The organism is Ruegeria sp. AF8, assembly GCF_056541825.1.
The window spans coordinates 1-1,618 of the sequence record NZ_JBQFYW010000066.1 but is presented as its reverse complement, the minus strand read 5'-3'; the positions used below and the strand labels follow the sequence as shown (position 1 = coordinate 1,618).

Annotated in this window: 2 protein-coding genes; both read left to right on the top strand. The window is 64.0% G+C overall.

Features of this window, described 5'->3' with window-relative positions; all coding sequences use genetic code 11:
- Positions 1-747: electron transfer flavoprotein subunit beta/FixA family protein (locus tag ACR0AO_RS25360; protein WP_480609787.1), on the top strand; the 747-nt coding region annotated here is incomplete at its 5' end.
- On the top strand, positions 747-1,618 hold an 872-nt coding region (locus ACR0AO_RS25355), incomplete at its 3' end, for an electron transfer flavoprotein subunit alpha/FixB family protein (protein ID WP_480609784.1). The genes ACR0AO_RS25360 and ACR0AO_RS25355, both read left to right, overlap by 1 nt.

The window sequence follows — 1,618 nt, the reverse complement described above, 5'->3', positions numbered from 1 at the left end:
GTGCCTGTCAAGCGCGTGATTGACTATAACGTGAAGGTTCGCGTGAAGGCGGACGGGAGCGGAGTTGATCTCGCCAATGTGAAGATGTCGATGAACCCGTTCGACGAGATTGCGGTTGAAGAGGCGATCCGGCTGAAAGAAGCGGGCAAGGCCGATGAGGTCGTTGCGGTTTCGATCGGCGTGAAGCAGGCGCAGGAAACCCTGCGCACCGCGCTGGCCATGGGCGCCGACCGCGCCATTCTGGTTGTGGCCGCCGATGACGTGCATCAGGACATCGAGCCGCTGGCGGTTGCCAAGATCCTGGCCAAGGTGGTCGAGGAAGAGCAGCCCGGCATCGTTCTGGCGGGCAAGCAGGCGATCGACAACGACATGAACGCCACCGGTCAGATGCTGTCGGCGCTCTTGGGCTGGTCCCAGGGCACCTTTGCCTCGGAACTGGATATCGAAGGCGACAGCGCCCGGATCACCCGTGAGGTGGATGGCGGGTTGCAGACCATCAGCGTCAAGATGCCGACCATCGTCACCGTCGATCTGCGCCTGAACGAGCCGCGCTATGCGTCGCTGCCCAACATCATGAAGGCGAAGAAGAAGCCGCTGGATGAGAAAACCGCCGCCGATTACGGCGTCGACGTCACCCCGCGCCTTGAAATCGTCAAGACCGAAGAGCCGCCGGCGCGCGCCGCCGGTATCATCGTGGGCTCGGTGGACGAGCTGGTCGGGAAACTCAAAGAAGCGGGGGCTGTGTAATGGCTGTACTTCTTCTCGCCGAAGTCAACAATGGTGAGCTGTCGCTGGACGCCACCGCCAAGGCTGTCAACGCTGTAAAGGCGCTGGGTGACGTGACCGTTCTGGCCGCGGGTGGCTCGGCCGCCGGCGCCGGTGAAGCTGCATCCAAGATCGACGGTGTGTCCAGGGTTCTGGTCGCCGAAGACGCCTCGCTGGGTCACCGCCTGGCGGAATCAACTGCCGCACTGATCGTGGGTCTGGCCGACGGCTATGAGCATATCGTGGCGCCGGCCACCACCGACGCCAAGAACGTGATGCCGCGCGTGGCCGCGCTGCTGGACGCAATGGTGATCTCGGACGTGTCGGGCGTGGTTGACGGTTCGACCTTCGAGCGTCCGATCTATGCGGGCAACGCGATCCAGACCGTGAAATCCTCGGACGCCAAGAAGGTCGTCACCATCCGCACCGCGTCTTTTGACGCGGCGGGTGAAGGTGGCTCGGCTGCCGTTGAGGCCATCTCGGTCGGCGAAAACCCCGGCCTGTCGTCCTGGGTCGAGGACAAGGTTGCGGCCAGCGACCGTCCCGAACTGACCTCGGCCGGCGTAGTTGTCTCGGGTGGCCGCGGCGTCGGCTCGGAAGAGGACTTCAAACTGATCGAAGCCCTGGCCGACAAGCTGGGCGCGGCTGTTGGCGCCTCGCGCGCCGCCGTCGACTCAGGTTACGCCCCGAACGACTGGCAGGTGGGGCAGACCGGCAAGGTGGTTGCCCCCGATCTCTATGTCGCCGTCGGCATCTCGGGCGCGATCCAGCACCTGGCGGGCATGAAGGACTCCAAGGTCATCGTTGCGATCAACAAGGACGAAGAAGCGCCGATCTTCCAGGTCGCCGATTT